This window comes from Streptomyces griseus subsp. griseus (genome assembly GCF_000720255.1).
Classification (GTDB): Bacteria; Actinomycetota; Actinomycetes; order Streptomycetales; family Streptomycetaceae; genus Streptomyces; species Streptomyces griseus_I.
In genome coordinates, this window is the sequence record NZ_JOJE01000024.1 from 12,148 (window position 1) to 36,533 (window position 24,386).

Annotated in this window: 21 protein-coding genes and 1 pseudogene; 11 read left to right on the top strand and 11 right to left on the bottom strand. The window is 72.0% G+C overall.

Features of this window, described 5'->3' with window-relative positions; all coding sequences use genetic code 11:
* Positions 1–72: 72 nt before the first annotated feature.
* Entirely contained in the window at positions 73–276 is a 204-nt protein-coding gene (locus tag IG99_RS27975; RefSeq protein WP_037678420.1) for a hypothetical protein, read from the bottom strand.
* Positions 277–396: 120 nt separating this feature from the next.
* Positions 397–669, bottom strand: coding sequence for a hypothetical protein (locus IG99_RS27980; protein ID WP_037678423.1), 273 nt, complete (start codon positions 667–669; stop codon positions 397–399).
* 266 nt (positions 670–935) lie between these two features.
* On the opposite strand from IG99_RS27980, the gene IG99_RS27985 reads away from it, so the two are divergent.
* The gene (locus IG99_RS27985; protein ID WP_037678426.1) at positions 936–1,223 is read left to right on the top strand and encodes a chaplin; all 288 of its coding nucleotides are present in this window, start codon (positions 936–938) and stop codon (positions 1,221–1,223) included.
* Between the two features lie 105 nt (positions 1,224–1,328).
* Here IG99_RS27985 and IG99_RS27990 read toward each other — a convergent pair whose 3' ends face one another.
* From IG99_RS27990 to IG99_RS49020, 4 genes are all read right to left on the bottom strand, one after another.
* Positions 1,329–2,195: a tyrosinase family protein gene (locus IG99_RS27990; RefSeq protein ID WP_037678428.1), complete on the bottom strand. Its 867-nt coding sequence runs from the start codon at positions 2,193–2,195 to the stop codon at positions 1,329–1,331.
* Positions 2,179–2,679 carry a tyrosinase family oxidase copper chaperone gene (locus IG99_RS27995; RefSeq protein WP_037678432.1) on the bottom strand — a complete coding sequence of 167 codons (501 nt, stop codon included), beginning with the start codon at positions 2,677–2,679 and terminating at the stop codon, positions 2,179–2,181. The genes IG99_RS27990 and IG99_RS27995 overlap by 17 nt, the downstream gene beginning before the upstream one ends.
* Before the next feature lie 142 nt (positions 2,680–2,821).
* A complete protein-coding gene (locus IG99_RS28000; RefSeq protein ID WP_037678435.1) occupies positions 2,822–3,100 on the bottom strand; it encodes a hypothetical protein in 279 nt (92 codons plus the stop codon).
* A gap of 208 nt (positions 3,101–3,308) precedes the next feature.
* Positions 3,309–4,196, bottom strand: a complete 888-nt coding sequence (locus tag IG99_RS49020) for a hypothetical protein (RefSeq protein ID WP_158973259.1) — start codon at positions 4,194–4,196, stop codon at positions 3,309–3,311.
* Between the two features lie 380 nt (positions 4,197–4,576).
* Here IG99_RS49020 and IG99_RS28010 point away from each other — a divergent pair, with 380 nt between their 5' ends.
* From IG99_RS28010 to IG99_RS28045, 8 genes and pseudogenes are all read left to right on the top strand, one after another.
* The gene (locus IG99_RS28010; RefSeq protein ID WP_037678607.1) at positions 4,577–5,665 is read left to right on the top strand and encodes a hypothetical protein; all 1,089 of its coding nucleotides are present in this window, start codon (positions 4,577–4,579) and stop codon (positions 5,663–5,665) included.
* Between the two features lie 29 nt (positions 5,666–5,694).
* Positions 5,695–6,894, top strand: a pseudogene (locus IG99_RS28015) (glycosyltransferase family 4 protein); the annotation flags it as partial.
* A gap of 272 nt (positions 6,895–7,166) precedes the next feature.
* Positions 7,167–8,594, top strand: a complete 1,428-nt coding sequence (locus IG99_RS28020; protein WP_037678441.1) for an exopolysaccharide biosynthesis polyprenyl glycosylphosphotransferase — start codon at positions 7,167–7,169, stop codon at positions 8,592–8,594.
* A 6-nt stretch (positions 8,595–8,600) separates the two neighbouring features.
* Positions 8,601–9,941, top strand: a complete 1,341-nt coding sequence (locus IG99_RS28025) for an O-antigen ligase family protein (RefSeq protein WP_037678444.1) — start codon at positions 8,601–8,603, stop codon at positions 9,939–9,941.
* Entirely contained in the window at positions 9,938–11,629 is a 1,692-nt protein-coding gene (murJ, locus tag IG99_RS28030) for a murein biosynthesis integral membrane protein MurJ (protein WP_037678447.1), read from the top strand. The genes IG99_RS28025 and murJ overlap by 4 nt, the downstream gene beginning before the upstream one ends.
* The gene (locus IG99_RS28035) at positions 11,613–12,377 is read left to right on the top strand and encodes a polysaccharide deacetylase family protein (protein ID WP_037678450.1); all 765 of its coding nucleotides are present in this window, start codon (positions 11,613–11,615) and stop codon (positions 12,375–12,377) included. Before murJ ends, IG99_RS28035 begins: the two co-directional genes overlap by 17 nt.
* A gap of 1 nt (position 12,378) precedes the next feature.
* Positions 12,379–13,533 (top strand): glycosyltransferase, encoded by a 1,155-nt coding sequence (locus IG99_RS28040; protein WP_037678454.1) that lies wholly within the window; start codon positions 12,379–12,381, stop codon positions 13,531–13,533.
* Positions 13,530–14,186 (top strand): YveK family protein, encoded by a 657-nt coding sequence (locus IG99_RS28045; RefSeq protein WP_037678455.1) that lies wholly within the window; start codon positions 13,530–13,532, stop codon positions 14,184–14,186. Before IG99_RS28040 ends, IG99_RS28045 begins: the two co-directional genes overlap by 4 nt.
* 62 nt (positions 14,187–14,248) lie before the next feature.
* Here IG99_RS28045 and IG99_RS28050 read toward each other — a convergent pair whose 3' ends face one another.
* Entirely contained in the window at positions 14,249–15,448 is a 1,200-nt protein-coding gene (locus IG99_RS28050; protein WP_037678459.1) for a glycoside hydrolase family 26 protein, read from the bottom strand.
* Positions 15,449–15,611: 163 nt separating this feature from the next.
* Here IG99_RS28050 and IG99_RS28055 point away from each other — a divergent pair, with 163 nt between their 5' ends.
* Both IG99_RS28055 and IG99_RS28060 read left to right on the top strand, forming a co-directional pair.
* Positions 15,612–16,862 (top strand): carboxylate--amine ligase, encoded by a 1,251-nt coding sequence (locus IG99_RS28055; RefSeq protein WP_037678462.1) that lies wholly within the window; start codon positions 15,612–15,614, stop codon positions 16,860–16,862.
* A 2-nt stretch (positions 16,863–16,864) separates the two neighbouring features.
* Positions 16,865–18,130: an NAD(P)-binding domain-containing protein gene (locus IG99_RS28060; protein ID WP_037678610.1), complete on the top strand. Its 1,266-nt coding sequence runs from the start codon at positions 16,865–16,867 to the stop codon at positions 18,128–18,130.
* Positions 18,131–18,310: 180 nt separating this feature from the next.
* On the opposite strand, the gene IG99_RS28065 is transcribed toward IG99_RS28060, so the two are convergent.
* The 4 genes from IG99_RS28065 to mmsA form a co-directional block, all read right to left on the bottom strand.
* Complete coding sequence (locus IG99_RS28065) at positions 18,311–18,850, bottom strand: chaplin (protein WP_037678465.1); 540 nt, start codon at positions 18,848–18,850, stop codon at positions 18,311–18,313.
* Positions 18,851–19,226: 376 nt separating this feature from the next.
* Positions 19,227–20,087, bottom strand: a complete 861-nt coding sequence (locus tag IG99_RS28070) for an ABC transporter permease (protein ID WP_037678468.1) — start codon at positions 20,085–20,087, stop codon at positions 19,227–19,229.
* Positions 20,084–22,729, bottom strand: coding sequence for an alpha/beta fold hydrolase (locus IG99_RS28075; protein WP_037678470.1), 2,646 nt, complete (start codon positions 22,727–22,729; stop codon positions 20,084–20,086). Before IG99_RS28075 ends, IG99_RS28070 begins: the two co-directional genes overlap by 4 nt.
* 151 nt (positions 22,730–22,880) lie before the next feature.
* A complete protein-coding gene (mmsA, locus tag IG99_RS28080) occupies positions 22,881–24,383 on the bottom strand; it encodes a CoA-acylating methylmalonate-semialdehyde dehydrogenase (RefSeq protein WP_037678472.1) in 1,503 nt (500 codons plus the stop codon).
* Between the last annotated feature and the right edge of the window lie 3 nt (positions 24,384–24,386).

Here is a 24,386-nt window from a genome sequence, read left to right on the forward strand (position 1 = left end):
CCACTCGAAACGCCCAGTCGCGTAAGTTTCTTGAAAAAGCGCACATCTGCTGCGGTGCACACATCGGGTGCGTCAGGACTTCTCGCCGGGGAGGACGGCGTGACCGATGGAGAGCTCGTACGCGCCCTCCTGTACGCAGTGAATGCGGCCCCTGCCGTCGTTGACGCACTCACCAGGGCCACCATCGGTGGGGGTCTGGGCGACCCCCGCAGCGATCAGGACGAAGCCCCCGAGGGCCCCCGCCACCACGGCCGCGGTCTCCTTCGACCTGGACATCTACCTCTTCCTTCACGCCCGGCAAAACGCAAGGTGGCAGGTCCCGGGGCTCGGACATGGTTCGAGCCCCGGGACCTGCCTGAATCACCCGATCAGCGATCAGTGATCAGCAATCAGCGATCACTTACCGAGGGTGAAGCTCTGCGAGCAGGTCAGGGACTCACGCTCGCTGTTGTCCTGCTGGCCCAGGCCGAGCAGGGCGGCGACGTTGACGTTGACGTCGTCGATGTTGACGAGGCCCGTGGTCGTGTCGTTCTGCTCGCACGCCTGGTTCTGCTTGTTGTCCAGCTTGAACTTGCCGTCGCCGTCCGAGGCGTGGCTGATGCCGGCGCCGAGGAAGCCGACGCTGCCGAGCATGGCCGCGACGACAGCAGCCTTCTGGTACTTACGCATTACCTCTCCGTTTCTCGAGTGGACACAAGCCGTAATGGCCTGGTCACCAACAGTCACCAAAGCTAGGTCACGAAGGCAGCTTTTTCCACGCGAAACGCCCACCGTCGTAAGTCTTCTGGAAAATTGCATCCCGGCGCCGCCAAGGGCCCACCGCGAAGGAGTGATTCGGAGAAGACCGTCGTGACCAATCCCAGACCCTCGCGTTGAACGGGCAGTGCGGCCGCGCGTTCTGCTGCCGCACTTACCGAGTCACTAAGGAGAACGTGATGTCTCGCATCGCGAAGGTTGGCGCTGTTGCTCTCGGCACGGGTGCCGTGGTGCTCAGTGGGGCTGGTCTCGCCTCGGCGGACGCCGGCGCCGAGGCCGCTGCGATCGGCTCGCCCGGCGTCGTGTCCGGCAATGTGGTCCAGGTTCCGATCCACGCCCCGATCAACGTGTGCGGCAACACCGTCAACGTGATCGGCGCCCTCAACCCGGCCGTCGGCAACTTCTGCAAGAACGGCGACAAGAAGGACGACAAGAAGGCCCGCTACGGCCACAGCAGCCGTCACTGACATCTGCCGTCACTGACATCTGTCGTCACTGCTGACATCTGTCGTTCGCACCCAAGAGCCCCGGCACCCTCGAGCGCCGGGGCTCTCCCCATGCACCCGCCTCACTCATGCGTACCGGTAGATCCGGCCGACGTCCTCCAGCTCGTCCGGCGTCTCGTCCCACGGCGGCAGCTTCTGGTGCCGTGCCACGATCCGCTCGTGCTGCTCGTCGCCGGGGCCCGGCGGTGTGGCGGGGAGGTAGCGGGCCCCGCGGTGCCGGCGCTGCCAGCGTTCCCACTGCAGGTCGACGAAGGCGTGGTGCAGCCAGAAGACGGGGTCGTTGACGGAAGCACCGCCGAGCATGGCCCCGCCGACCCATCGGTGCACCCGGTTGTGGTTGCGCCAGGAGGCGCTGCCCCGGCCGCTGCCCCAGCCTTCCAGCTTGTTGCGGAAACCTCGCGTGACCGTCGAGTCCCAGGGCGCCACGTCGTACGCCGGGTCCTTCAACGCCTGCTCCAACTCGCCCTTCGTGGGCAGGTCGATCGGGTGGCGGGGGTTACCGAAATCCCGGGTGAGGAACACCTCGTCGGTCACACCCACCTTGATGGTCCAGTTGCCCTCTCGATGGGCGAACGGACCGGTCATCACCTGGTGGTCGGAGCGGCGCCCGTTGCCCCCCAGAAGGTCGGCCGTCCAGGGCACGGAGGTGGTGGTGCGCTCGCGCGTCCAGTCCCAGTACGGCACGGTCACCGTCGAGTCCACCCGGCGTAGCGCGCGCTCCAGATCGAGCAGGAAGCGGCGGTGCCACGGCAGGAAGGAGGGCGCCATGTGCGCGACGCGGAGTCCGTCCTCGCCGTCGGGGGAGAAGAACTCGATGTGCGTCCGCACGAACGCGTCGTACTCTCCCCGCCGTTTGACCTCCAACAACGCATTGACGAACCGGCGCTTCTCGGCCCCGGTGAGCGTGCCGACGTCCCTACGCACGTACGCCATGCCGGCCCCCCTTGTGCGCGTTCTCCGCGTCCGCCGGTCCCGGGGCCAGGTCCCGCAGCCGCCGGCCCGGGCCGAGTTCGTCGACAGCGGCGCGGGCGGCCTCGAGCGGTGTCCGGTACGAGCAGTAGTGGTCGACCATGCTCAACCAGGTGCCGTCGGCACGGCGCATCAGATGCAGCGGGCGGCCGTCGACTGTGACCTGCCACCGGCCTTCCTCGCCTGCACCGTGCGCAGGGGTCCACACACCACGGATGCGGTGACCGCGGTAGGTCTGGGCGAAGACGGCGTCGGCCCTGGCCCGCCCCGGCCCCGATCCGGGGGGCTGCCTCGGGAGGGCTCCGGCCGGCGGGGCCAGGGCGGCGGCCAGCGCGCAGGCGCGCAGACCGCGCGCCAGGTCACGCCGTGTTCTTCCCGCCGGTCCGGGCCGCACCGGGCCCATCGCGACCTCGGCACCCATCGGCACCCCGTCGATGCCCACACCCATGGTTCACCTCTCGTTCGGTCCGGTTGTCGTAGCGATAACCGCCGAACGGCCCTCGCGGTCACCGCCACCTGGACAGACGGGCACACGAAGAGGCGGCCCTCGAACTCATCGAGGGCCGCCTCCGTACGACGTGGTCTCAGCCTTACAGGTACAGGTTGCCGTGCACCGGCTTGGCGTCGTTCACCACGGTCGCGGCCTCCTTCGCCGCGCGGACCACAGAGTCCTTGCTGCCGAGCATGGCCGACTGGCTGAGGGGGAGCCTGGTGTTCACGGCGCCGCTGAGGTCGGTGGCCGCCACGTCGGGGGCGCTGTGGCCGGTGGGCGCCAGGTCGGGGGCGTTGTGGGCGGACGCGGGCGTGGCGGCCCCGGCGGCAGCGATCAAGGACCCGGCAAGGACGGCGGCAGCCTTCAGGGACTTCATCGTGTTCCTTTCCTCGGCGACGCACGTCGCCGGAGACGAGCTTGTGTCGCCGTGCCTAACGAGCTGCGGCCGGGACGGAAACCGGAGGTGCCGAAGATTGCAAGTCCTCATATGAGATCTCTGAAGGCCGAAGAACAGCAGACAGCCGTGGTGCCGACCCCTTGGGGCCGGCACCACGACCGGACGGGCGGGAGCGGCCGCACGACGCTCACGAGGGCGGTAGCAGCACCGAGTTCGACAACGTGATCGCGGGAAGCGTGTCGCCCGACACGGAGGTCACCTGCGTCGAGGAGACCTGCGTCGACGACGCCGGTGTCATGGACGTCGGTGTCATGGACGTCGGTGTCATGGACGTCGGTGTCGTCGAGGTCGGCGTCGTGCCGGACAGCGGCGGCAGCAGGGGCAGGCCGCTGCTGCCGGTCAGCGCGCCGATGAGGTCCGCCAGCTCGGTCAGCAGGTCGTCTGCCGTCGGAAGGACCTCGTCGTCGTCACCGGAGGTGATCGCCTCCAGCAGGCTGTCGACGGCCTCCTCCAAGTCGTCCAGCGCCTCCTCCACGGTGTCCAGCGCTTCGTCCACGGCGTTCAGTTCGGTCTCCGCGGTGTCCAGCTCGTCGCTCGCGGAGTCGGCGGGAGCCGCGACAGCCGGGGGCACTGCGGGAACTACCGGAACCGCAGGAGCCGCAGGAGCCGCAAGAACCGCAGGAACCGCAGGAACCGAAGGAGCCGGTAGCAGCACGCCGATCCCCGGGGCGGACACGGTCGGCGTGACCGAGGCCGGCGGAGCCGCGGCGGCCACCTTGGCGATGGCGGCCTTCGCGGCAGCTCCCAGTTTCCTGGCATCGGCGGTGGGCAGTCGGCCGTGGTCCGCCGTGAGAACGGCCTGCAGCAGGTCGGCGACCGGCGCGAGCTCGCCCCCATTGACTGTCCTGGCCTGCGCGAGAACCGCCTCCGTGCTCGAGAACCACACGTGGGGCGATGCCGCATGGCTGTGCTCATGGGCCGGGTCGGCCGCCATGGCGGCGGGGCCGGTGACCCCGACCAGAAGGGCGGCGCACAGTGCGCTCGACGCACTGCGCCATGCGGGCAGAGCAGGCATGGGGTTCCTTTCGACGGGCGTAGGGTCTTCAGCCCACCGTGAGAGCACCCATGACTTTCTGCAATTGATCATACGCTTTCCGTGATCCCGCGTTCACCCTGCCGCCGCATCCCGGCTGATCAGACGGTACGTCAGAGCCTCTGCGCCTCCAGTCCCCTTTCGGGCGAACGGCTCCGGCCGCTCCTCCGCCGCGCCACTCCCAGGGGAAGAGAACCAACTTTCGCGATTCCGACACACTTGTCGGATATCAGCGAATATCACCGACTTTATCCGGCCGATGACTACAGTTGCGAACCGCGCAGCGCACTCTCCAGCGCGGACACATCGCACTCGTGCCGCTGCTCGCCACCCCCACCGGCTCCGAAAGGGCACCGACGGTCATGCGCCATTCCCTGGGTCCGCGGCTCCGCCGTGCAACCGTTGGCGTCCTCGCCTCCACCGCGATGTGGGCACCCGGCTGTTTCCCGGCTGCCGCGTCGGCCGCACCTCCCTCACCGGAGGCGGGCAGCCTCGCGTTCGCACAGCGGTACCGCGCGCACCAACACGGCGGCATCGTGCGCGCGGCCAACACCTCGATCAGCTGCGTGCGGAGCACGGCGTCTTCGTGCGCTGACGTACAGGGGGGCGGCAACGGGGTGAACGGCGCATTCGACATGTTCTACGTCGACGTCGACACCGACCCCAACACGTACAACTCCTCCTGCGGGGAGGTCCGCCTGCCCGCCGGCTCCCGGGTGACGTACGCCCGCCTGTACTGGGGCGGCAACCTGCGCGTGGGCGAACAGAAGCCGGCGGCGGACAACGGGCGGGTGCTGATCGCCGAACCGGGCGGGGAGTACAAGGAGGTCCTCGCGGACACGGTCGTCGGACACCGCGTGGCGGACGGCGCGGACGCCTTCCAGGCCTCGGCCGATGTGACGGGGCTGGTGCGGGACTCCGGGCCCGGCCTGTACACCGTGGCGCAGGTCAACGTCGCCATGGGCAGGTCGGAGGCCGGGGCGTGGGGCGGCTGGACGCTCGTGGTGGCGTACGAGAACCCGGAGGAGCCGCTGCGGCACCTCGCGCTCTGGGACGGCTTCACCTCGCTGAGGTCGGGCTCGGCACCGGAGGTCCGGCTGCGGGACCTGGACTTCCCCGCCGGTGCGGCGGGCCGCGCGGGTCTGGTGGCGTACAACGGCGACCGCGGTACCACCGGCGACTCGCTCACCTTGACGACCGGGTCCACCTCGATCGCGCTCGGCGACTCCGCCAACCCCCAGAACGACGTCCTGAACTCCACCATCAGTGAGCCCGGAGCGGACGCGGAGCGTGTGCCCGCCTACGCCCACACCCTCGGCTACGACTCCGACGTGTTCGACCTGGGCAAAGGCCTGCAACAGGGCGGCGACCAGGTGACCTTGCGGCTCCAGTCCCAGCAGGACGCGGCATGGGCCGGCGTCCTCTTCGTCGCTGTCGACGCCCAGCGGTGAGCCCGTTGCCTGCCGTCCGGAGCGCCTTCATGAGCGAGGAAACCGCGCCTGTGCATCCGTCACCCACCGCCCCGCGGCCGCGAGTCCTGCACGTCACCCAACCGGTGGACGGCGGGGTCGCGCGCGTCGTGACGGACCTGGTCCGGGCACAGCTGGCGTCCGGCTTCGAGGTCGGCGTGGCCTGTCCCGACGGCGCGCTCGCCGCGGAGCTGCGGGCGCTCGGCGCGGAGGTACGGCACTGGCCTGCGACGCGGTCGCCGGGTCCGTCGCTCATGCGGGAGGTACGGCACCTGGCGCAGGTGCTCGACGAGGTACGCCCCGATCTGGTGCACGCGCACAGCGCGAAGGCCGGGCTCGCCGGCAGGCTCGCGGTGCGCGGCCGGATTCCGACGGTCTTCCAGCCGCACGCCTGGTCGTTCGAGGCGGTCGACGGCGGCACCGCGGCGCTGGCGCTCAGGTGGGAGCGGTGGGGGGCACGTTGGGCCGCGCGGGTGGTGTGTGTGAGCGAGGCGGAGCGTGCGACCGGCGTACGCGCCGGCATCGACGGCCGGTGGACGGTCGTCCCCAACGGCATCGACCCGGAGCGCTACCGCCCCGCCGACGTCGGCGCGGTGCGGGCCGGGCTCGCACCGCTCGCCGGCATCCACCCGGCGGCGCCGCTCGCCGTCTGCGTGGGGCGGCTGTGCCGGCAGAAGGGGCAGGACGTCCTGCTGCGAGCGTGGGAAGCCGTCGTGCGCAGGGTGCCCGAGGCCCGCCTCGTCCTGGTCGGCGACGGGCCGGACCGTGAGCGGCTTCGCGAAGGTGCCCCCGAGTCCGTCCTGTTCGCGGGAGCGGTCACCGACGCCGCCCCCTGGTACCAGGCCGCCGATCTCGTCGTCCTGCCGTCCCGCTGGGAGGGCATGGCCCTGGCCCCGCTGGAGGCGATGGCCTGCGGGCGGCCCGTGGTGGTCACGGACGTCGACGGCGCCCACGAGAGCCTGCCGTCCTCCTTCACCGCCCGGTGCCTGGTCCCGCCGGAGGAACCGGCGGTGCTGGCCGAAGCCGTCACCAGGCTGCTGCTCGACCCGCCGCTGCGCGCATCGCTCGGCGACCGCGGCCGTAGGCACGTGCTGGCCACCCACGACGTGCGGCACACCGCGGATGCGGTCGCGGACCTCTACCGCGAACTGCTCTGCCCGTGGCCCACGAGCGAAAGGGCGCGGCCGTCCCGAGCGGTCGAGCCCGCCGAGGCCCACGACGCGGAGAGCCCGGGCCCGAACCCCGGCCGGGTCAGCGCGCGGCGTCTGACGCGGTCGCTCGCAAGGCGCCGGAAGGTCTTCGCAGCGGAGCCACCCGGGGCTTCCGACAACGCGACGAGCATGCGTGCCGGGTGGCGCGCGCCCGTCCGGAGGTCGAACCCAGGCTCTGACCACGGTCAACCGCTCGACACACGCTGTGGCGCCGAGGCGAACCAGACGACACAGCGCGTCGAGCCCACCCACGACAGGGAGTCGATCCACTCGTGACCGCCGAACATACCGTCCCCTCCCCCGGCGTCCCGCCACGGGACCACGGGTTCTCAGCAGTCTCGGTCATGCCGCCGCGGGACACCGCCACGGGTTCCCGGTTCTCCGCCCCACGGCGCCCGGCCCGGTCGGCCTCACCGGTCCCGTTGCTCCTCGCGGACGGCGTCGCCGCCCTGTCGGGCACGCTGGCGCTCGGCGCGGCAGAGCGTCATCCGCTGCTCGTCGGCCTGCTGATCTGCGCGACGCTGCTGCTGCGCCCACGCGACGGCCGGTCGCCGGTGCCGGGGCTGTTGGAGGAACTGCCCACCGTGTGCGGCCGTATCGCGGTGGTCTGGCTGGCCCTCTCCGTGCTCTCGGCGGCGTACTGGCCGGAGCACGCGCTGTCCGTCCGCACCGTGCTGGCGGGCCTCGCCCTGCAGGCGGCGGCGGGCTGTGTGCTGCGCGCGGTGGTGCACGGGCGCCGACGCGCCGCGTTGCTGCGCCGCCCGCAGACCGCGCTGGTCGTCGGTCCGGTGGCGACCGCGCAGCGCGTGGCCGCCGCCGTGCTGCGTCACCCGCGGTGCGGCGTGCGGCCGGTGGGGATCGTCGCCGAACACCCGGACGGCAACGAGGGCCTGCCGGTGCTGACGACCGGCGAGGAGGTCGAGCGTGCGGTCATCCAGAACGGGGTGCAGACGGTACTGGCCGTCCATCCCTCCGTACGCGCCGAACAGGGGCCGCTGCTGCGGACGTTGGCCGAGTCGGGCTGTGCGGTCTGGGAGGTGGACGCCGTCTCCCCGTCGTACACGGCGAAGGAGCGGCTGGCCGGGTTCACCTGCCGGCGTCTGGACCTGTCCCCGGCGCACCGCGACAGCGTGGGCAAGCGAATGCTCGACATTCTCGTGTCCGGGACGTTGTTGCTGCTGGTCAGTCCTTGGCTGTTGGCCTGCGCAGTGGCGCTCCGGATCAGCGACGGGCCGGGCGTGGTGTTCCGGCAGGAGCGCATCGGCAGGAACGGAAAGCCGTTCACGCTGCTGAAGTTCCGTACGCACCGCCCGGTCGACGAGCGTGAGTCCGCGACCAGGTGGAGCGTGGCGAACGAGAACGAGATGCGCTGGTTCTGCCGTATGTTGCGGCGCACCTCGCTCGACGAGTTGCTCCAGCTGTGGAACGTGCTCCGGGGCGACATGAGCCTGGTCGGGCCGCGGCCCGAACGCCCCTACTTCGTGGCGCAGTTCAGCAAGACCCACCCCGGTTACTCGGCCCGTCACCGCATGCGGACGGGCATCACCGGCCTCGCCCAGGTCCACGGGCTGCGCGGCGACACCTCGATCGAGGACCGCTGCCGCTTCGACAACGCCTACATCGACGACTGGTCGCTGTGGCAGGACATCTGCATCCTGCTGCGCACCGCGGCCACGCTGGTGCGGCCGACGGGGAGCTGAAAATCCGTGAGCCACGCCCTGACACCGCTCGCGCGCCGGACCGCCGCGCTGACGCCGGTCCTGCCCGTGGTGGCCGTGCCCGTCCTGCTGGCCCTGCCGTTGACACGGGACGGCGCCGGGCCCGCCGACGCGGTCTCGGGGCTGGCCGTCGTGTACTGCGTGATCCGTCTGCTGCGCGAACGGCGCAGCCCGCTGTCGCCCACCGCGGCCGTGGTGCTGTGCCTGCCGGTCGTGGGGCTCGCGCTCGCCGCCGTGGGGGCCTCCTCGCCCCAGGCAGGGCTCGCCGGCCTGGGACGCTATCTGCAGATCTTCGTCCTCGTCCCGGTGGCCGTGCTGCTGCTGACCCGCGACCGGGCCGACTTCCGCCTGGTGGCCTGGTCGTTCGTGGGGCTCGCACTGTGCCAGGGCGCTCTCGGCGTCCACCAGTACGTCACCCGGACCGGCGCCTCCTACCAGGGCGCGGACATCCGGGCCGTCGGCACCTTCGGGCCGCATGACGTGATGGGCATGGCGACGGTCGTCTCCCTCGGCCTGGTGTGCGCGGTCGGGATCGCGCTGGGCCGGGCATCGGTACGCCAGCGGGCGATCGCCGCCGGGTGCGCTCTGGCGCTGCTGACGCCGCTCGCTCTCTCCTTCAGCCGGGGCGCCTGGATCGCGACCGTCCTGACGTGCGCCGTGCAGCTGGCCCTGGCCGGGCTGCGGCGCGCGCTGAAGGTGGCCGCGGCCGTGGCCGCCGCGGGTGTGATCCTGGTGGGCGGGCTGGGCGTCGGTTCGGCGCTGCTGCAACAGCGGATCGACAGCATCACGCAGGTCACCGATGCCCCCGACCAGTCGGTCGTCGACCGCTACACGCTGTGGGCCTCCGCCACCGGCATGTGGCGTCAGCACCCCCTGACCGGCGTCGGGTTGAAGGGCTTTCCCGAGTACCGGGACGGGCACGCCACCCTGGCGCTGTCGTCGGCCAGCGACATCGAGGGCGCGGGAGTGACGTACTCGAGGCAGCCGTTGTTGTCGCCGCACAACATGTACCTGCTGGTGCTGAGCGAGCAGGGCCTCATCGGGCTGCTCGGGCTCGCCGGCAGCTGGCTGGCGGTGCTGGTGTGCGGGCTGCGGAGGCTGCGGCGCGTCCGTGCCCAGGGGTCGGGGCTCGACTGCGCGCTCGTCGCCTGCGGGCTTCTGGTCTGGCTGCTGACCGACTTCGTGTACGGAGACATCGGCGGCCCCTCGACCGTGCTGACCGCGGTGGGCATGGGGCTCGCGTCCTGGTGGGCGCTGGCCGGCCACGAGCGGGGCGACGTGCCTCGGGGCGGAGTGCGTGAGTGCGTCGAGGAGGCCCTGGCGCGATGACGGTGGTGCCTTCGCAACCCCCCGGGTCCGAGACCGAGATCGCGGCGACCGTACCTGCGGCCCGTGTCGCAACCAAGGCCGCGCAGGGCGCCGACCCGGGCTCCCCGGCCTCCGGGAGGTTTCTCGCCAGGGCCGCGCTCGTCACGGCGTCGCTGTCCATCGCCGGCTCACTGCTCGGCCTGGTGCGCGATCAGGCGCTGGCACGGCTGTTCGGTGCCGGAAGCGACACGGACGCCTTCCTGGTCGCGTGGACCGTCCCGGAGTTCGCCGCCACGCTGCTCATCGAGGACGGTCTGGCCATCGCGCTGATCCCGGCGTTCAGCATGGCGCTGGCCCGCCGGGCCCGCGGTGCCCCGGGCGACCCGGTCCGCGCCCTGGTCGCCGCCACCCTGCCCCGTCTGTGCCTCGCGCTGGCCGCGGTGGCCGCGCTGGTCGCAGGCGGCGCTCCCTTCTTGGTCCGGGCCCTCGCGCCCGGTCTGCCCGACCCCCGCCTCGCCGCCGACTGCACCCGGCTCACGGCGACCTGTGTGCTGGCCTTCGGGCTCGCCGGGTACTGCAGCGCCGCCCTGCGGGCACACCGCCGCTTCCTCGCGCCCGCGGCGATCTACGTCGCCTACAACACCGGCATCATCGCCGCGATGTTCCTGTTCGGTGACCGCTGGGGCGTGCGTTCCGCCGCGGTCGGGGTCGCGGCGGGCGGCTGTCTGATGGTGCTGGCGCAACTGCCGTCGCTGTGGCGGCAACTGGTGTCGCGCGGGCCGGCCCCGTGCGGGGACGGGAACAGCACCGAAGGGCGGCCGATGCAGGTCGCCCTGGTCGCCGCCGTACTCCTGTTCGCCCTGTGCCGCCAGTCGCAGGTCCTCGTCGAGCGCTTCCTGGCCTCCTCCCTGCCCGCCGGGGCCATCTCGCACCTGAACTACGCGCAGAAGGTCGCCCAGATCCCGATGACGCTGTCGCTGATGGTGTGCACGGTCACCTTCCCGGTGGTGGCGCGGGCGCTCGCGGACGGCGACACCGAACGGGCACGCAGCCGCGTGGAGCGGGATCTGGCGCTGGCCTCCTGTCTGGTGCTGCTGGGCATGTGCGCGGTGATCGCCGGCGCCCCGCAGATGGTCGAACTGCTCTTCCAGCGGGGCGCGTTCACCGCGAGTGACACCGCGGCGACGGCGGACGTCATGCGCGTGTACGCCCTCGGACTGCTGGGTCAGACGCTGGTGGGCGCTCTGGTCCGCTCGTACTTCTCGGCGGGCCGGCCCACCTGGTATCCCGTCGGCGTGATGACCGCGGGCATCGCCGTGACGTCCTTGATCGGTGCCGCGACCGTGCGGGTCTGGGGTGTGGCGGGGATCGCCGCCGCCAACGCCCTCGGCATCACCGTCACGGCCGCCCTGATGCTCGTCGGCCTGCGAACGGCGCGGCAGAACAGCCCCTACGGCGTCTCGGTCCGTGTCCGGCAGGTGCTGGCCGAGCTGAGCAGGTCCGTGTGCGCCGCGGTCGTCGCCACGCTCGCCGGGGCGTTCGTCGCCGGCCGGCCGGAGTCGCCGGTGGCGGGTCTCGCGGCCGGCTGCCTCACCGTGACCGCCGTCTTCGTCCCGCTCACCTGGGCCTTGGGCGCCCAGGGCTTCGCATCCGCACTGCGCTCCGCGAGCGCCGTCACACGAAGGCTCACACATGGTCGCTTCCGTTGATTCCGTCGACACCGGCAGACTCCGCGCCTCGCGCCCGGCCCCGATCCCGTGGGTGGCGATGTACCACTCGGTGGGCGACTGCTCGGACGACCCGTACCGCATCACGGTCACGCCCGAGCGGCTCGACCGGCAGCTCGCGTGGCTGCGCCGCCGCGGGCTGCGGGGCGTGTCCGTGGCCGAACTGCTCGCCGCCCGCGCCCGCGGCGTGGGGCGGGGCCTGGTCGGGCTCACCTTCGACGACGGGTACGCCGACTTCGTCACCGAAGCCCTGCCGGTGCTGCACCGTTGGGACTGCAGCGCCACACTCTTCGTGCTGCCCGGACGGCTCGGCGGTGAGAACGCCTGGGACCCGCTCGGCCCGCGCAAGCCGTTGCTGACCGCGGACGGCATCCGGCAAGCGGCCGCCGAGGGCGTGGAGATCGGATCGCACGGGCTGACGCACGTCGACCTGACCCGGGCGGACAACCTCACTCTCCGGGCCGAGGTCGGCGAGAGCCGCGCGTTGCTCACGCAGCTGACGGGCGCCTGGGTCGACGGCTTCTGCTACCCGTACGGCACGGTCGACGCCCGCGCGGTCGAGGCCGTACGGGAAGCGGGATACACCTACGCCTGTGCCATCGACCCGGGCCCGCTGACCGGTCCGCACGCCCTGCCGCGCGTGCACGTCGGCCAGAACGACAAGGCCTGGCGCCTGCACCTCAAGCACCGTCTGCACCGGCTGCGCCGGCGCCAGGTGGAGGGCCTGTGACATGAGGGCTCTGCACATCATCACCGGCCTCGGCGTCGGCGGGGCCGAGCAGCAGCTGCGCCTGCTGCTGCGTCACCTGCCGGTCGACTGCGACGTCGTGACGCTCACCAACCCCGGTGCGGTCGCCGAGGGCCTCGTCGCGGACGGCGTGCGCGTCGTGCATCTCGGCATGGGCGGCAACCGCGACCTGGCCGCGCTCCCGCGCCTGGTCCGGCTGATCCGCGCCGGGGGCTACGACCTGGTCCACACGCACTTGTACCGGGCCTGCGTCTATGGCCGGCTCGCCGCACGCATCGCAGGGGTCCGCGCGGTCGTCGCCACCGAACACTCCCTGGGCGACTCCCAGATGGAGGGCCGCAGGCTGACGGCGGGGGTGCGCGCGCTGTACCTCGCCAGTGAGCGGCTCGGCTCGGCGACCGTAGCCGTCTCCCCGACAGTGGCCGACCGCCTGAAGCGCTGGGGCGTGCCCGCGCCCCGCATCGAGGTCGTCCCGAACGGCATCGACCTGGACCGCTTCCGCTTCGACCAGGAGCGGCGCGAACGCACCCGCCGGCGGCTCGGCCTGCCGGAGGGCGCGTGGGTCGTCGGGGGCGTCGGACGGCTCACCCCGGGCAAGCGGTTCGACGTCCTCGTCCGCGCGCTCACCCGGCTGCCGGACGATTGCTGGCTGCTGCTGGTGGGCGGCGGCCCCGAGGAGCACGTCCTGCGCCGCACGGCGCACGAGGCCGGTGTGGCCGACCGCGTCCTGTTCACCGGCGAACGTCCCTACGTCCCCGACGGCTCGCACGGCCCCGACCTGCCCTCGCTCACCTCCGCGATGGACCTGCTCGCGTCTCCGTCCACGGACGAGGCCTTCGGTCTGGCCGTCGTGGAGGCACTGGCGTCGGGCCTGCCCGTGCTCTACGCCTCCTGCCCGGCGCTCGAGGACCTGCCGCCGTCGGCCACCGCCGATGCCCGGCGGGTGCGCGGCGGCCCCCAGGCGTACGCCGACGCGATCGCCGAGGTCCGCGCGGCCGGCCCTCGGCCGCGCACGGCGCCGGAGGTCGCGCATCCCTACAGCATCACCCGCAGCGCAGCCCGCCTCATGGACGTGTATGCGGCAGCGGTCTCCAGTTCTTCGTCGTCCCGCTCACCTCTGGGAGCCAGCCCGTCATGACCGACATCCCGACCCGTCAGCGCCGCCTGTCCCTGGCCCGTGTCAGGAGGCTGCCGTCCTGGTCCGTCCTCGCGACCGGCACCCTCGTCGGGGGCCTGCTCGGCGGCGCTTACGGCATGGTCAAACCCCCGACGTACACGGCCACCAGCTACGTCATCGCGGTACCGACCTCGAAGTCCACCCCGGACTCCGCCCTCGGCTTCGCGCAGGCGTACGGCCGGGTCGCCACGCAGCTCGCGGTGCTCGGGGACGCGCAGGTGTGGGCGGGCGTGCCGGTGCGCACGCTGCAGCACAGCGTGCGCACGGCGACCTCGCCGGACGCGCCGATGGTCGCCGTCTCGGCCACCTCCTCGCACTCCGACCTCGCCGTCGACATGGCCAACGCGGTCTCCCGCGCCTTGACCCGGCACGCGGACCACAGCAAGGGCAGCACCCAGGTACGGCTCGTGCAGTTCTCGCGGGCGGTGAAGCCGACCGAGCCGACGTCCGCGTCGCCGGCGGTGACCGCTCTGGTGGGCGCGAGCGCGGGCGGGTTGCTGTGCGGCCTGGCCCTCCTGGCGCGGCCGAGGAGGACCGGCCAGGACGACGACCCCGTGCCCGCCGCCTCGGTGCCCGGACCGGCCGCCGCCGCCGATGCCCGCGGACAGCGGTGACGGCGGTGAACCGGACCGACCCCTCCACCGAACCGCGCGCCGACCGGCGCGTCTTCGGTGCCCTACCACCAGTCGGGGAGGCAGATCTTCCCGCCGATCCAGTACTCCACCCAGTCGCCCAGGTCCAGCTCCGTGCACTCCTCCGGGGACGTCGGCGCGGTGGGCGTGGACGGCTCCGGTGTGGGTGTGGGCGTGGGGGTGGGGGTCGGCGTCGCCTCGTCCGAGCGGCCGAAGAGGGACGACCGGTAGACGTGGGACGACCTCGGGTTGGCCTCGCACTGCCACACGCCGTGCGGGCAGTAGTCGGTGAGCGTGTTGTAGAGCGGCCGGTGCTCGTCCATCCACGCGAGCATGCGCCGCATGTACTCGACATTGTCGCCGTTGCGGAAGAGCCCCCATTCGGGGTACGAGACGGGCTTGCCGTGGGCCTTCGCGAAATCCACGTGATTCTGCAGCCCGTAGGGCTCTCGCACCTGCTCGTCGAACGACATCCCGGTCGGCTGGTCGTAGGAATCCATGCCGACGACGTCGACCGTGTCGTCCCCCGGATAGCACTCCGTCCAGGGAACGGCGTCCAAACCGCGGGCCGGCGTGAAATCGAACTTGAATTTCTGGCCCGGCACCGAGCGCATGGTGGTGACGATCCTGTTCCAGTATGTCTTCCAAGCCTCCGGGTCCGGCCCGCAGCGATGGGTGTACGTGGTGCCGTTCATCTCCCAGCCGAGCACGAGGACCGCGTCCGGCACGTCCAGCCGAACCAGCCGCTCGGCGAGAGCGCGGAAGTGGTGGTCGAACTCCCCGGCCGCGCCTCGCCGCAGCAGCTGCCGGACCTCGTCGTCCGAGACGCCCTCCTCGTTGCGCTCCTGCATGGGGACGTTGAGGACGAGCATCCGGTCGGCCTTCTGGTTGCGCCAGCGCGCCCACGCGTCGAGGAAGCCGAGGTCACCCTCGATGTCACTCCAGCGGATACCGGGCAGGTAGGTGTGGCCGACGCGGAGTTCGGCACCGCCCAGCCAGCGGCTGAACAGTGCCATGCGGTCCACACCACGGGCATCGGACTTGAGGAAGGCACCGAAGGGCGGTGGCTCCCTGCCCGGCACCGGGGTGGTCGTCGGGGTCGGCGCCGGAGGGCGAGGATCGTCGGCGCGCACCACCCGCACCCCTGCCGGGGGGCCGGACGCCAGGGCGGCGACCGACACGGCGACCGCCACCGCGCCCGCGGCCAGCCAGCGGGCCCGGACCCGCTTGTGCTTTGGGGCCATGCCTGCATTCTTCGCTGTCATCGGCCTTCTGCCTCGGTTTCTTTATTGACGAGCAGTCATATGAAGTCAGTCACAGAAAAGGCAATGTCGCCATTGCCGTTGGGGCTTTCGAGTACTGCGCTCACCCGCACGGGTGAGTCGATCCGAAGGAAAGAGAGAATTCGTGTCGCTTCTCGACACCCGTGTCCCCGCCGTGCTGCTGCGGATCGACCGAAATCCCTTTCACCACGGAACACTGGGGGCCGTGCGTTCGCTCGGAAGGGCGGGAGTGGAGGTGCATGTCGTCGCTGATTCGGCGAGAAGTCCCCTCCACGCGTCGCGTTACGTACGGCGAATGCACCCGCCGCCCCTTCCAGGAGCGTCCGCGGACGACATCCTCGTCGCGCTGCGCCGCGTGGCCGACCGGATCGCGCGTCCCGCCGTCCTGATCCCGATGGACGACGCGAGCGCGATCGCCGTGGGACGGATGCGGGACGAACTCGCGCCCTCCTACCTGCTGCCGACGATGCCGGGCACGCTGTCCGAACGCGTCGCCGACAAGGCGGAGCTGGCGGCCGTGTGCGCGGCGGCGGACATCCCGCACCCGGTGACGCTGGTCCCGGACAGTCCGGCACGGGCCGTGGACGATGCGCGGCGGCTCGGGTTCCCCCTGGTGGCCAAGTGGAGCCGTCCTTGGCTGCTGCCTTCCGGCAGCGGGCTGCGCAGCACGGTGCTGGTCCGCTCCGAGCAGGAGGCCCGGGAGCTGTACCTGCGCACCGAGGAGGCGGGCAGTCGGCTGCTGCTGCAGGCGTACCTGCCGCCGGGAGAGGACCTGGACTGGTTCTTTCACGGCTACGCCGACCGCTCGGGTGCCGTGCGCGCGGGCGGGCCGGGGCGCAAGCAGCTGGCCTGGCCGCGTGGAGCGGGGCTCACCGCGGTGGGCTGCTGGACGCCCAACCCGCAGGTACGGGCGCTGGCCGAGCGGCTCACCGGCGAGCTGGGCTACCGCGGCATCTTCGACCTCGACTTCCGCCGCTGCGGCGCGACGGGCCGCTATCACCTGCTCGACTTCAACCCGCGCCCCGGCGCCCAGTTCCGGCTCTTCGCGGACAGCGCGGGGCTGGACGTCGTACGCGCCCTGCACCTGGACCTGACGGGCCGTCCGCTGCCGGACGGGGCGCCGATGGCCGGGCGGAGGTTCGTGGTGGAGAACTACGCGCCGCTCGCCGCACTGCGACCGGCACCCGCCGGACGCGAACTGGCCTGGTACGCCCGGGACGACCGCGCTCCCGGATGGGCGATGTGGGCCCAGTGGTGCCGTCATGTGTCCCGGCGGATGCGTGAACGGCTGGGCTCGACCGCTGTGGCGTCGCAACGGCCGGCCCCCCGGGCGGCCTCGCCCTCATCTGACGACAACGAGAAAGCGAGCAGTTGATGATGTACGACCTTCTGGTGGTGGGCGCAGGCCCGTACGGTCTGTCGATCGCCTCCCACGCGGCGGCCGCCGGGCTGAACCTGCGCGTGTTCGGCCGGCCCATGGCGTGCTGGCGGGACAACATGCCTCGTGGCATGTTCCTGAAGTCGGAGCCGTGGGCGTCCAACCTCTCGGATCCGGCCGGGCGTTTCCACCTGGGCGCCTACTGCGCGGAGCAGGGCCTGACGGCACGTCACGCGAAGCCGATTCCGGTCGAGGCGTTCGCGTCGTACGGCCTGTGGTTCGCGCGCCACGCGGTGCCGGGGGTGGACGAGCGCACCGTGACCCGGGTGGCGTCCGGCCCTGGCGGGTTCTCCGTGGTCACCGAGGACGGGGAGGAGTTGCACACGCGGTCGGTGGCGCTGGCGGTCGGGGTGATGCCGTTCGTGGAGGTACCGTCGGCGCTGCGCGGCCTGCACCCTTCGCTGGTGACGCACAGCAGCCACCACAGCGGTCTCGATCAGTTCCGCGGCAAGGACGTCACGGTCATCGGTGGCGGCCAGGCGGCCCTGGAAACCGCGGCGTTGCTCGCCGAGCAGGGCACCCGCGTACGGGTGATGGCGCGAGCGGACCGGCTGGTGTGGAACGATGTGCCGCCGCCCTGGGAGCGCCCCTTGTGGCAGTCGGTCCGCTCCCCGCACAGCGGCCTCGGACCCGGGTGGAAGAACTGGTTCTACTCCGAGCGTCCCAACCTCTTCCGGCGTCTGCCGGAGCAGACCCGGGCCCGCATCGCGACCACGGCGCTGGGGCCGGCGGGCGCGTGGTGGGTGCGGGACCGGGTGGAAAACGTGGTGGAGGTGCTGCCTGGTCACGAGGTCGCCACGGCCAGTGCGGTGGCGGGCGGCGTACGGCTGGACACGGTGAGCCGTGAGGGCGCCCTGCGCACCCTGGAGACCGAACACGTCATCGCCGCCACGGGGTTCCGGCCGCGCTGCGACCGGATGGGACTGCTCTCCGCCGAGCTGCGCGGGTCGCTGGCGGCCCTGCCCGACGGCTCCCCCGCGGTCGGGCGGGACTTCGAGTCCTCCCAGCCGGGGCTGTTCCTCGCGGGTCTGGTGACCGCCGGCGGCTTCGGCCCGGCCATGCGCTTCGTCCACGGCGCGACCTTCACGGCGGCGACACTCGTCCGAGGCGTACGCCGTCGGCTCAGGACGACCCCGATGGGCACCACGGTCCCCGTACCGGGAGCAGGTCGCCGGAACGAGTCGCCGGCGCCGGTCCGCCCCTGACGGAGAACCGTGAGACCGACCAGGGCCGCTGACGGCGAGGAAGCCGTCAGCGGCCCGCTCGTGTGCGGCCGACCGGTGACGGACGTCGGCGCCGGCCCGGGCGGGCGGTGATCACGACGGGATTCACCGCCTGCCCGGGAGGGCCGGACTGGTTGCGTCCGGCACGGAGGAGCAGGTGACTCAGGAGTTGGCGCGGCCGCGGCGGTACATCATCGCCCCACCCGCGATCAGTGCGGCACTGGCGGCCGAAGCGGCCACCAGGGCCCCGGTGCCGGTCTCGGCCAGTTGGGGCGGCTCGACAGGCTTCTCGACGCTGGTCGTGGGCGGCGTCTCGCTGTGCTGCTTGGGCGGATGCGTGGGACGGTGCGTCTCACTGATGCGAGTGGGAGGCGGGGTGGGCTTGCTGACGGGAGGCGTCTGACTCGGACTGGGCGCCGGGGGCGTGTCCTCCTCGACTCCGTAGTCACCGTAGCCGTACGTGGTGTTCTCGCAGGAGTTGCCGATCGCGGTGTTGAACGCCGCGATCACGGCGACGGAGTTGCCGCACACGTTCACCGGCACCTCGATCGGCACCTGCACGGTGTTCCCGGCCAGCACACCGGGAGAGTCCTTGGCGACTGCCGTCGCGTCCGTGTCGGCGAGGGCGGGGCTGCCGTACAGGGACAGAATGCCCGTGGCTGCGGCCGCCGCGAACACGCCCCTGCTCAGGGTCTGTCGCAATGTGCTTGCCTTCCTGCTTGAAGAACGGGGAAAACCGACCCTGTCGACGGAGATCGACGTCCAGGGTCGGCCATGCCCAGGGCCAGGATGGCGCCCGTGACGAAAGCAAGGCTCTTCTTCACGCGTCACCGCGGACGGCCCGGGCCAGGGAGTTTGGGGTCGGTTGTCGCTAGTCGACAGCAAGCGCCGTGGGAGCGGCCGTCACCGGCCTACGGACGAGATGAGCGGTGGCCGCCGCTGCGGCTATGGCCTTCTTGTCCACGGCACGTTCCTTTCCCATGGCGTCGCTGCCGTCCTGCTTCAGCAACCCGACGCATGGGAATTGGTTTCGCAGCTTCACCCGGTTGGACCGCGCCGCGTCAGCGGGAGAGCCGGGCTACGACACCACGTCCTTGCGGGCGAAACCCCGGAACGCCAGGGCGAACAGCACCAGCGCGTACGTTATGGAGATCGCGGTGCCCTGGATCATGCCCGACCACTCGGGATGCGGCTGGACGGCGTCGGCCCAGGCGAACTGCCAGTGCGCGGGCAGGAAGTCGCGCCAGTGGTCGAGGGCCGTCACGGCGTCCAGGACGTTGCCGACGATGGTGAGGCCCACCGCGCCGCCGACCGCGCCGAGCGGGGCGTCAGTCTTCGTCGACAGCCAGAACGCGAGGCCGGCGGTGACCAGTTGGGAGACGAAGATGTACGCCACGACCACCACCAGGCGCTGGGCGGCCGTCCCGGTGTCCAGCTCGCCGCCGGTGGGGATCTTGAGCGGGCCCCAGCCGTAGGCGGCCGTGCCGACGGCGAGCGCCGTCACGGGCAGCAGGATCATCGCGGCGAGGCTCAGGCCGAGTCCGACGACGAGCTTGGACCACAGCAGGCGGGCGCGCGGCACCGGCGCGGCCAGCAGATAGCGCAGGGAGGACCAGCCGGCCTCCGAGGCGACGGTGTCGCCGCAGAACAGGGCGACGGGGATGACGAGCAGGAAGCCCGCCGACACGAACAGGTTGACCGCGGCGAAGTTGGCGCCGGACGCGGTGGCCGTGTCCATGAGGGTGATCCGGCCGTTGCCCCCACCGGGATCGCCGCCGATGGCGAAGGCGACGACCAGGACGAACGGCAGGGCGGCGAGAATCGCGCCCATGACCAGGGTGCGGCGCCGCTTCAGCTGGCGCAGCAGCTCGACCCGCAGGGGCAGGGTGTGGGCCGCGCGGTAGCCGGAGGCCACGTCGGCGACGGTGGGCGTGCTCATGCGGAACCTCCGATCAGGGTGAGGAAGGCGTCTTCCAGGCGGCGGTGGGGGCCCACCGACTCCACGGGCACCTCGAGCCGGACGAGTTCGGCGACCAGGCGCTGGGCGCTGCCGTCGGCGTCGAGCCGGACCAGGAGTCCGTCGTCGGTGCGGACGGCCGAGGCGACACCGGGCAGCGCGGCGACCTTTTCGGTGAGGGGCTCCTCCACGGGCGTTGCGGTGCCGACGAGCAGGGTGTCGCCGGAGCCGACGATCTCACCGACCGGGCCGGCCTGTACGAGGCGGCCGCGGTCCATCACCACGAGGTGGGTGCAGGACTGCTCGACCTCCGCCAGCAGATGGCTGGAGACGATCACCGTGCGGCCGCCTGCCGCGTACCGGATCATCACCTCGCGCATCTCGCGGATCTGGGGCGGGTCCAGGCCGTTGGTCGGCTCGTCGAGGATGAGCAGATCCGGCAGGCCCAGCATGGCCTGGGCTATGGCCAGCCGCTGGCGCATGCCCTGTGAGTACGTGCGCACCGCGCGGGCGAGCGCGTCGCCGAGGCCGGCGATCTCCAGGGCCTCGTCGAGGTGGGCGTCCCCCGCCGGGCGGCCGGTGGCCTGCCAGTACAGCTCCAGGTTCTCCCGGCCGGACAGGTGCGGCAGGAAGCCCGCCCCCTCGACGAAGGCGCCCACCCTGGACAGCACGGGCGCGCCGGGCCGGATGGCGTGGCCGAAGACGCGGATCTCACCGCCGTCGGGCCCGATCAGGCCCATCAGCATGCGCAGGGTCGTCGTCTTGCCGGCGCCGTTGGGGCCGAGCAGTCCGAGGACCTGGCCCTTCTCCACGCGGAAGGACAGGTCCCGCACCGCGTACCGGTCCGCCGAGCGGGCGTACCGCTTGCTCAGGTCCGTTATCTGCAAGGGGACTTCGGCGAGCGCGGGGTCGGGGGCGGGGGTGGCGGTGCGGCGCCGGCCGGTCAGCAGCAGGGTGAGGGCGGCGACGGCGCCCGCCAGGGGCAGCCACCACACCCACGCCGGGAGCGCGGCGGCCGCGGTGCTCACACCGGGGGCGGTCGGGACGTTCAGGTCGCCCTTGAGGGAGACGGTGTACGTCGCCGGGGCGGCCGGAGAGGCGTAGCCGAGGTCGGTGGAGGCGAGGACCAGGCGGAGGCGGTGGCCCTTGTCGACCTCGCGGTCGATCGCCGGGAGGGTGATCGTCACGTCCTTGCCGGCCTTGGCGCCCTCGACGCGGACGGGTGCGACCAGCTGGGAGGGCAGCACCTGCTGCCTGCCGTCGGGGCCGACGTCGTACACCTTGCCGAAGAGGACGGCGTCGTCGCTCGTCGACTTCACGTGGAGGGTGGCCGTCGGGGAGCCGGTGATGCGGAGGTCGTCGGTGACGGGCGCCGACTGGAACGCCGCGAACTGGCCGGGGAAGTCGAGGGACACGCCGACGCCGAGGGACGACAGCTGGGAGAGGCCGCCGGCGCCGCCCAGGCCGGGCAGGCCGGAGACGGCGGGCGGGCTGGCGCCCGCCGGGTTGTCGAAGCGCTGCTCGCGGCCGGCGAGGGCGATGGACCGCCCGCCGCTCTCCAGGCCGGGGTAGGTGTCGCCGCTCGCGCCCCGCGTCTGGGCCTGGCCGTCGGTGGAGTCGACACCCCCGGTGCGGGTGATCCGGAACGCCGGGCCGGTGTCGGTGCCCTTGTCGCCCTTGAGGTAGCGGTCGAACCACGCCGTCACCCGGGCCTGGACACGGTCGGCTTCCATGTCGCCGCCGTCGTGCCCGCCCGCGATCCAGTCGACGTCCACTGGGGCGCCGTTCGCGCGGATCGCCTTCGCGGCCGCGTCGGCCTGGCCGAGCGGGAAGAGGGAGTCGGTCTGCCCCTGCATCAGCAGGGTGGGCACCTTGATGCGGTCGCCGACGGCGGACGGCGAGCGCTCCTCAAGGAGCTTGCGGGCGGCCGCGTCCGGGGTGCCGGACTCCGCGACCCGGTTGTACATCGCGCACAGGGCGGGCTCGAACTTCTCGCAGCCGCCGCCGTTGTTGAAGAAGATCCCGGCCCACAGCTTCTTGAACACGCCGTTCGGGAACAGGGCGTCGGCGAGGTTCCAGTACGTGATCGACGGGGCGATGGCGTCCACCCGGTCGTCGTACCCGGCACCCAGCAGGGAGATCGCGCCGCCGTAGGAGCCGCCCGCCATGCCCACGCGCGGGTCGCCGGGCTTGTCGAGCCGGACCTGGGGCTGCTTGGCCAGCCAGTCGATGAGCTTGGAGACGTCGGCGACCTCGGCCTTCGGGTCGTTGATCCCGATCTTCCCGATCGACCTGCCGAAGCCGCGCGCCGACCATGTCAGTACCGCGTACCCGTCACGGGCGAGGTCCTGGGCCTGCTGCCGTACGTCGTCCTTGCTGCCGCCGAAGCCGTGCCCCAGCAGGACGGCGGGGCGGCGGCCGGACGGGCCGGAGGTGAAGTACGAGGTGTCGATGCGCACCCCGTTCACCGCCATGACCTGGTCGCTGCGGTGCACCGGAGGCGCCCCGTCGGAGGCGACGGCCGTCCAGGTACCGGCACCGACGAGGACGACGACGGCCGCCGCGGCGGCCAGGAGCCGCCGCGGCGTGCGCGGTCCCCGCAGTGCGGGCAGTCGAAGATCCATGCGTCAACGGTAAGGGGCGCCACCGACAACCGATGCAGACCCCGGGTTGAACACCCGGCCATCCCACAGGGGTACGGGGGCCTGACGGCGTACCGCGGCGGGAGTACGCCGCCCGATCCGGTGCCCTCGTACCTCTCTGCGCGAGAGTGCCTCAGTGGTTGCGCGGGAACCCGAGGTCGACGCCGGCGGGGGCGTCGGCCGGGTCGGGCCAGCGGGTGGTGACGACCTTGCCGCGGGTGTAGAAGTGCGTGCCGTCGTTGCCGTAGATGTGGTGGTCGCCGAAGAGCGAGTCCTTCCAGCCACCGAAGGAGTGGTAGCCGACGGGGACCGGGATCGGCACGTTCACGCCGACCATGCCGGCCTCGACCTCCAGCTGGAAGCGGCGGGCCGCGCCGCCGTCCCGGGTGAAGATCGCGGTGCCGTTGCCGAACGGTGAGGCGTTGATGAGGGAGATGCCCTCCTCGTAGGTGTCGACGCGCAGCACCGTCAGCACCGGGCCGAAGATCTCGTCCTGGTACGCCTTCGCGGTGGTCGGCACCTTGTCGAGCAGCGAGATGCCGATCCAGTGGCCGTCCTCGAAGCCGTCCACCGTGAAGCCCGTGCCGTCGAGCACGACCTCGGAGCCCTCGGCCGCCGCGCCCTCGACGTAGGACGCCACCTTGTCGCGGTGGACCTTGGTGATGAGCGGGCCCATCTCGGAGGTGGGGTCGTTGCCGGGCCCGATCTTGATCTTCTCGGCGCGCTCGCGGATCTTGTCCACCAGCTCGTCGCCGATCGCGCCGACCGCGACGACCGCGGAGATCGCCATGCAGCGCTCGCCCGCCGAGCCGTAGGCAGCCGAGACCGCCGCGTCCGCGGCCGCGTCGAGGTCGGCGTCCGGCAGCACCAGCATGTGGTTCTTGGCGCCGCCCAGGGCCTGGACGCGCTTGCCGTTGGCGGAGGCGGTGGTGTGGATGTAGCGGGCGATCGGGGTCGAGCCGACGAACGACACCGCCTTGACGTCCGGGTGCTCCAGGAGGCGGTCGACGGCCACCTTGTCACCGTGGACCACGTTGAAGACACCGTCCGGCAGACCGGCCTCGGCGAGCAGCTCGGCGATCTTGATCGACGCCGACGGGTCCTTCTCGGACGGCTTCAGCACGAAGGTGTTGCCGGTCGCGATGGCGATCGGGAACATCCACATCGGGACCATCGCCGGGAAGTTGAACGGCGTGATGCCGGCGACGACGCCGAGGGGCTGGCGGATCGAGGAGACGTCCACGCGGCTGGCGACCTGCGTCGACAGCTCGCCCTTCAGCTGCACGTTGATCCCGCACGCCAGCTCGACGATCTCCAGGCCGCGCGCGACCTCGCCCAGGGCGTCCGAGTGCACCTTGCCGTGCTCGGCGGTGATCAGCTCGGCGATCGCGTCGCGGTTGGCGTCAAGGAGCGCGCGGAACTTGAACAGGATGGACGTGCGCTGGGCCAGCGAGGACTGGCCCCAGGTCGCGAAGGCGTCCTTCGCGGCGGCGACGGCGGCGTCGACCTCGTCGACGGTGGCGAACGCGACCTTCGTCGTGACCGCGCCGGTCGCCGGGTCGGTGACCGGCCCGAACGTACCCGACGCGCCTTCGACGGTCTTGCCGCCGATCCAGTGGTTGACGATCTTCGTCATGAC